The following is a 6,222-nucleotide window of genomic DNA, read 5'->3' on the forward strand; positions in this document are numbered from 1 at the left end:
GCTTCGGCCCGAAGTGTCGGCCCGAAGTGTCGGCCCGAAGTGTCGGGCCTTACGCCCTAAGCCTTCCACCTTCCACCTTTTCCGTACCTTCCGCCTTCCTTAAAACCTATTACTTAAAACCTATTACTTAATACTTATTACTTAATACTTATTACTTACTACTTACCACTCATATGTATAAAGCATTTCTTTTCGACCTCAACGGCACCATGATCGACGATATGGACTATCATATCCGTGCATGGCATCGTATTTTACATGAACTGGGTGCTGACCTGACGATGGAACAAACCAAAAAAGAATGCTATGGTAAGAACCATGAATTGCTCGAGCGCGTTTTCCCCGGGCGTTTTACGCAGGAGGAAAAAGATCATCTGAGTATCGAAAAAGAAAAACAATACCAGTCGGAGTTTCGCCCTCATCTTCGACTTATTGATGGACTGGATGAGGTATTAAAGATGTATCATGCTGCGGGCGTAAAGATGGCGATCGGCTCTGCGGCTATCCGTTTCAATATTGATTTTGTGCTTGACGGCCTGAACATCCGTCATTATTTTGATGCTATTATCAGTGCGGATGATGTGGCGGTGAGTAAACCGGATCCCGAAACTTATCTCCGTTGCGCCGAACTACTTGGCGTAGACCCTGCGTCCTGCCTGGTGTTGGAAGATGCGCCGAAAGGAGTGGAGTCTGCATTGAATGCCAAAATGGATGCCGCTGTTTTTACCACGATGCATGTGGCGGAGGAGTTTGAGGAGTACCCGAATGTCATTGGTTACTATGCCGATTACCGCGCGTTCCGTCCTTAAGAGTTGGTAAAACCGTTTTCTTGCGGTTATCTTTGTCGCCCATGACACGTTATCAGAAACAATCGCGGGTACTCGCAGCCGTTGACTGTATCATCTTCGGTTTTGACGGACAGCAATTAAAATTATTGCTGATCAAACGCGGCTTTGAACCGGAGAAGGGTAACTGGAGTCTGATGGGTGGGTTTATCCAGGCTGCCGAAGGCCCCGACGAAGCGGCCAGCAGGATTTTGAAAAGCCTGACCGGACTTGACGGCGTATATCTCGAGCAACTTGCCACCTTCGGGTCGCCCGACCGCGATCCGATTGAGCGCACCATTTCCATCGCTTATTTTGCTCTCATCGATATTCTGAAATACGAAAAGCAACTTACGGACGAATACCATGCAGAATGGTTTCCGCTGAACAAACTGCCACGCCTGATTTTCGACCATGAACAAATGGTAATGTCCGCGCGCGAGAAACTCCGCTACAAAGCAGCCCTGCATCCGATCCTGTTCGAATTGTTGCCGGAGAAATTTACGCTTCCGCAGTTGCAAATCCTTTACGAATCGATGTACGATACCAAGTTCGATAAACGCAACTTTGCCCGTAAAGTGCTTTCTACAAAATTGCTGATCAAGCAATCCGACAAGGATAAAAGCGGATCGAAGCGCGGAGCCTTTTATTATAAATTAGACCTCAAGAATTACGAGGCAGATTTTCAGGCTTTCCTGAATATTATTCCAAATGCGCATTTGTTGAGGTAGTAACTAACAGCCTTGGTTCGTGTATACACTATGACTGTTAGAAAGATTTTAAAACATGTCAATCCCGACATCACGCCTCCATTGATCTCCAGACCAACGGGCCTGCTCATCCTTGAGTTATGTACGAAGTTGACCCTGACCTGTCAAAGCAACCTGAGGCTTGCTTGTTGGTCGGGAGACCAACAAGGGTGAAAAGCGACTCCTGGGGATAAACGTTCCGAACAGTTATGGTGTATAACCAAACCAGGGTATTGATTTGGTTATTGATCTGTCCACTTATTCACTATTCACTTTTGACTTTTGAATTTGAATTTCACCTTATCAGTGTGATCGTTCCCTTCGTATTTATTGTTCTTTCGTCGGATGTCAGCGAATAACTCAACTGATAAACATACACACCCGCAGGCACCGGCTGCCCTTTATACCGGCCGTCCCATCCCTTGCTTTTGTCATTTGTACTAAATACCAATTGGCCTGCGCGGTCGTAAATACGCAAGGTCATTTTGTTGATCAGATAAGCACCACCGATCATGAACTGGTCGTTCAAACCATTACCGTCGGGTGTGAAACCTGACGGAATTAACACCTCACAAGGTCCGCGTTTCAGTAGAACGGTATCGGAGCGGTTTCCGCATTCATTGGTTACGCGCAGATAATATTTTCCTTCTGTTGTTGTAGTGTACGTAGTGGAGGATGAGCCATCCTGCCATAGAAAAACGCCTTCAATAATACCCGGATCCAATACAACCGGAGTCGCTCCGCAAATATCCTGATCTGGTCCCAACGAAAAGACAGGCGCTTTTTTGCCGCCGATCATTACACTTGTTTCATTGGAGCAATCATTGGCTGTTACTTTAACCTTGTATACACCGGGTTGCGTTACGGTCAATGTTTGCAATGTACTGTTGTTGTTCCACAGGAATGTTGCGCCCGGATTTCCTGCGTCTAATATTACGGAGCTGCCTTCACAAAGCGTAAGACTTGCAGGCAATGATACAACAGGTAGCGGTATCATGGTCAGGTGTATGCTATCCCGGGATATACAACCCTGCTCGTCGCGGACATCTACCCAGTGCCAGCCAGGTATATTGGTGGTCATCGACGGACCCAGGGTGCCGTTGTTCCAGGTATAGGAATGAATGGCAAGACCGCCAATATCAAGCGTTACAGGGCTATTCTCGCAGAAATTCCGGTCGGGGCCGATATCTGCAAGTTTATCGGTGACGTTGATAGTCTCGTATACTGTATCATTTTCACACGGCCCGTATACAACGAGACGCACTTCATACGTTCCTCCACGCGTATACTGATGTGCGGCAGTTGGCGTCGTGGCCTGGTTTTGTGATGATGCGGGATCTCCGAAATCCCACAGTACCGGTGTCGCAGGATCGGCAAGATCGACTGAAAAGTTGACGGGAACACTTATACACGGGTTTTGTGTCAGGATCTTTATTTCATGATTTGGCCCGAAAGGATCTGCCGGGAAATTAGGAAGCGACCAGAATAATTGTTCCGGGAAGCGGATGGCGTCGGCTACGAAATTGCAAGCGGCACCAGCCTGATCTGGTTGGGTGATAGCAGCCATATCACGACCCGGCAAAACAGGCATGTATATTTTCATGTCCATACCGAGCTGCAATGAGCCGAAGTGTACGGTGCTTGGTTTTCGTATCAATTCATACATGGAATTAATGATGGCTGCAGTAGAGGGAAGGCTGACATCATATTGTACGAGTTTGGTTACGACGGAAAAACCGGGCTCTATTGAAATTAGCAGGCCTACGTATAAAAAGCGTGAGGAAGGTGAGAAGCAAACTCCGTAAGGAGAAGCCGTGTTGCCGTATATGGCAGCACCGTTAGAAACTACGCCTGTCGCGTTGTTGAAATTATACAGGAACACACCATCTTTTCCTGCAGCCATTGCTATTTTTTTACCATCCCAGGAAAATTTCATTTCACCCGCGGCGGCAGCAGATGTGGCAGCAATAGGAGGACCAGTAGAACTGATGACAGCAGGCGATACGCCATTTTCAGACACTACATAAGCATAGAAGGTATTCGTTCCAAGCTGGTGTGTTAATACCCAGAAGTCTTTTTTGTTACAATGACGAACGGCGCTAAGCTTTTCTGAAACAGGGGTAACCAGTTGAATATTTTTTGTAACAACCGCACCGTTACCATTATCCGCCGTCATATCTACCACAGAATAATTTAATCCTTTGGGCCTGCCTTGTTCGTCCGTTGTGAAAATGTAATACCAACGTTCTTCTGTTCCAACCGGAATGATCAGTGCTGCCTGAGTGGAGCTACCGGTGCCTCCGGCGAGTCCGGTTCCGTTGTTTATCACCTGATGTTGTTTGTTCCATACAGTTATTCCGTCCGTATAGAAAAGCAGACTGCCGGAAGAAGTGGAAATGCTTGACGCGCCTTCCAGGCTGACGAGTTGGCTGCTGGTGGTGCTGGCACCCGCGCCGGTAAATGACAGGCTATTTTTAAAGGAAAAATTCCAATTGCTGTTTTGCAGTTGCGCATAAGCAGGTAAGCTCATGCCGAAAAGCAGGATGAAAGAGATAAGCAGTCTCACCTCCTAAAGTTATATAATAATAAGATTTTGACAATCTTTCGTATACGGAATGCAGATTATTACGCACGAATGACATTGGTGGAAATAAATATTGAGTAAGCGGCCTCGGCCCCGGGACTTCGGGGCCGAGGCCGGGAAACATTCACTTATTCACTCATTGACCTATTCACCCATTCACTTTATATTGTCCCGGTTCCGGCCCCATCGAGCGGACGAAGCGGTTCCATGAATTGATCTGGATAATGGCGAGTGTGAGGTAAGCGATTTCCTCCTTGCTGAAAAAAGGTTTCAATCCGTCATGGATATGATCGCTGTTTTCATCGGGCCGCATATAAGTGAGTGTTTCGGCCAATGCGAGTACTGCCTGTTCTCGTGGCGTATAATAATTTGTTTCGCGCCACACGCCAACCGATATCAGGCGGAGTGGTGTTTCCCCGGCATGAATAGCTTCTTTGTAATGCATGTCGATGCAGTAGGCACAGCTGTTGATCAGTGATACACGCATTTTGATGAGTTTCAATAATACCGGATCGATACCCGCTGCATGAAGATAATTTTCACCGTTTAACAATACCTGGTACATACCTGCGGGCAGGTCTTTTGCTGAAATTCTTTCCATAAAAAAATGTATTTATAACAAAGACTGGAAAGGAGTACCTGTTGTGACAGATCCGGTACTATTTTTTTGCAGACCGGCCAGTTTATCGGGATTGCGGACAACATAAATGCGGGCGAGCTGATCTTGTTCAAAAATGCAGATCTGGCAGGTGGTTACACGGCCATTTTCATAAAAAAGCATAGCCGGGCAATGATTGATCATCACCATTTCAATAGGCGTGCCGGAGTAGAATTTCTGGAAGATACCATTGAGGAAAGCTGTTACCACCATTCGTCCTTCCATGGGCTTGAGAGCTGCCGATGCCTTGCCTCCGCCGTCTGATACGAGGCGGATGTCTTCGGTCAGTAAATGTTCGAGGCCCTTCGTGTCGGCGTTACGGATAAGCGTCAGGTATCGTTGGGTCAGTTGCTGCGCCTGAATGGTAGGCGCTATTTTGCGGGTGGCCAGTTTTTTACGGGCCCGGCTCAACAACTGTCGCGAAAGATCGGTGCTGATGGACAGGATTTCAGCAATTTCTTCATAGGAATAATCGAAAGCTTCGCGTAGAATGAAAACCGCCCGTTGTTTTGCGTCAAGCTCTTCCAATAATACAAGCAACGAATAAGAGAGGATTTCTGTTTTTACAATACCAGCATCGGCCGTTTCTGTAGCGATGGGTTCCGGCAGCCAGGTGCCGGGATAAGCTGCTTTTTCTCTTTGACGTTTTTCTTTCAGGTCAAGTGAGCGGTTGATAACCATACGCACCAGGTAAGCTTTGGTATCAAGAATGTGTTCATGATTGGCTTCCTCGTATTTGAGAAATACGTCCTGCACGGCATCTTCCGCATCCTCGCGTATACCGAGGATGTTATAGGCATAGGAAGTGAGTAACGGCTTCAGTTCGTGCATGCGGCAAAGATAAGGCATGAGGCGTAAGGCACGAGGCATAGGACGTAAGGTGTATGGTGTAGGGCATAAGGCATAAGGTGGAAGGCATAAGGTTTAGGGCGTAAGGTGTATGGTGAAACAGGCGCCCGGTACTTCAGCCCGACACTTCGGCCCGACACTTCGGGCATAGGTAGTAAGTAATAAGTAATATTGACGATTGACTATTGACTATTCACGATTGACCATTGACGATTGACGATTGACTATTCACGATTGACCATTGACGATTCAATGTCGTTTCCTTAAGGCTGAAGTTCTTTGACAGGTGTTAAGTAGAGAAAAAGTTTGTTATTTTTAGGATAGGATTACAGGGGGGTATTGAATAGCGAACCTGTTTTTAGAGTAACCTATCTCAATGAATTAACTCAAAAATTACATAATGAACAATTTGTTAGCGACTGCCGTACAGAATCCGGCCGGAATGGATTTGTCCGTGATCGCAAGCTGACCTTTGTTCATTTGATTGTTCTGTTAGTGCAGGGCCTTTCCCGTTCCATACAGCGTGAGCTCAACAGCTTTTACCAAAAGATCCTGGAC

6 protein-coding genes are annotated in these 6,222 nt (G+C 46.8%); 3 read left to right on the top strand and 3 right to left on the bottom strand.

Annotation, left to right across the window (positions count from 1 at the left end; translation table 11 throughout):
* Window positions 1-173 precede the first annotated feature (173 nt).
* Window positions 174-809, top strand: coding sequence for an HAD family hydrolase (locus H608_RS0116505; protein WP_028788652.1), 636 nt, complete (start codon window positions 174-176; stop codon window positions 807-809).
* Between the two features lie 41 nt (window positions 810-850).
* Window positions 851-1,555 (top strand): NUDIX hydrolase, encoded by a 705-nt coding sequence (locus H608_RS0116510; protein WP_028788653.1) that lies wholly within the window; start codon window positions 851-853, stop codon window positions 1,553-1,555.
* Window positions 1,556-1,868: 313 nt separating this feature from the next.
* On the opposite strand, the gene H608_RS0116515 is transcribed toward H608_RS0116510, so the two are convergent.
* The 3 genes from H608_RS0116515 to H608_RS22705 all read right to left on the bottom strand — a co-directional run bounded on the left by H608_RS0116515 (window position 1,869) and on the right by H608_RS22705 (window position 5,685).
* Entirely contained in the window at window positions 1,869-4,139 is a 2,271-nt protein-coding gene (locus H608_RS0116515) for a T9SS type B sorting domain-containing protein (protein ID WP_155990211.1), read from the bottom strand.
* 166 nt (window positions 4,140-4,305) lie between these two features.
* Window positions 4,306-4,758 (bottom strand): carboxymuconolactone decarboxylase family protein, encoded by a 453-nt coding sequence (locus H608_RS22700; RefSeq protein ID WP_028788655.1) that lies wholly within the window; start codon window positions 4,756-4,758, stop codon window positions 4,306-4,308.
* Between the two features lie 12 nt (window positions 4,759-4,770).
* Window positions 4,771-5,685 carry a sigma-70 family RNA polymerase sigma factor gene (locus tag H608_RS22705; RefSeq protein WP_245565771.1) on the bottom strand — a complete coding sequence of 305 codons (915 nt, stop codon included), beginning with the start codon at window positions 5,683-5,685 and terminating at the stop codon, window positions 4,771-4,773.
* 318 nt (window positions 5,686-6,003) lie between these two features.
* Here H608_RS22705 and H608_RS24675 point away from each other — a divergent pair.
* Window positions 6,004-6,222: hypothetical protein (locus H608_RS24675; protein WP_028788656.1), on the top strand; the 219-nt coding region annotated here is incomplete at its 3' end.

The organism is Terrimonas ferruginea DSM 30193 (assembly GCF_000425585.1).
In the GTDB taxonomy this organism is placed as follows: Bacteria; Bacteroidota; Bacteroidia; order Chitinophagales; family Chitinophagaceae; genus Terrimonas; species Terrimonas ferruginea.

Excerpts from the sequence above, each read along its gene's own strand:
- H608_RS0116505 (WP_028788652.1), top strand. The coding sequence starts at position 174 with ATGTATAAAGCATTTCTTTTCGACCTCAACGGCACCATGATCGACGAT.
- H608_RS22700 (WP_028788655.1), bottom strand. The coding sequence starts at position 4,758 with ATGGAAAGAATTTCAGCAAAAGACCTGCCCGCAGGTATGTACCAGGTA.
- H608_RS0116510 (WP_028788653.1), top strand. The coding sequence starts at position 851 with ATGACACGTTATCAGAAACAATCGCGGGTACTCGCAGCCGTTGACTGT.
- H608_RS22705 (WP_245565771.1), bottom strand. The coding sequence starts at position 5,685 with ATGCCTCGTGCCTTACGCCTCATGCCTTATCTTTGCCGCATGCACGAA.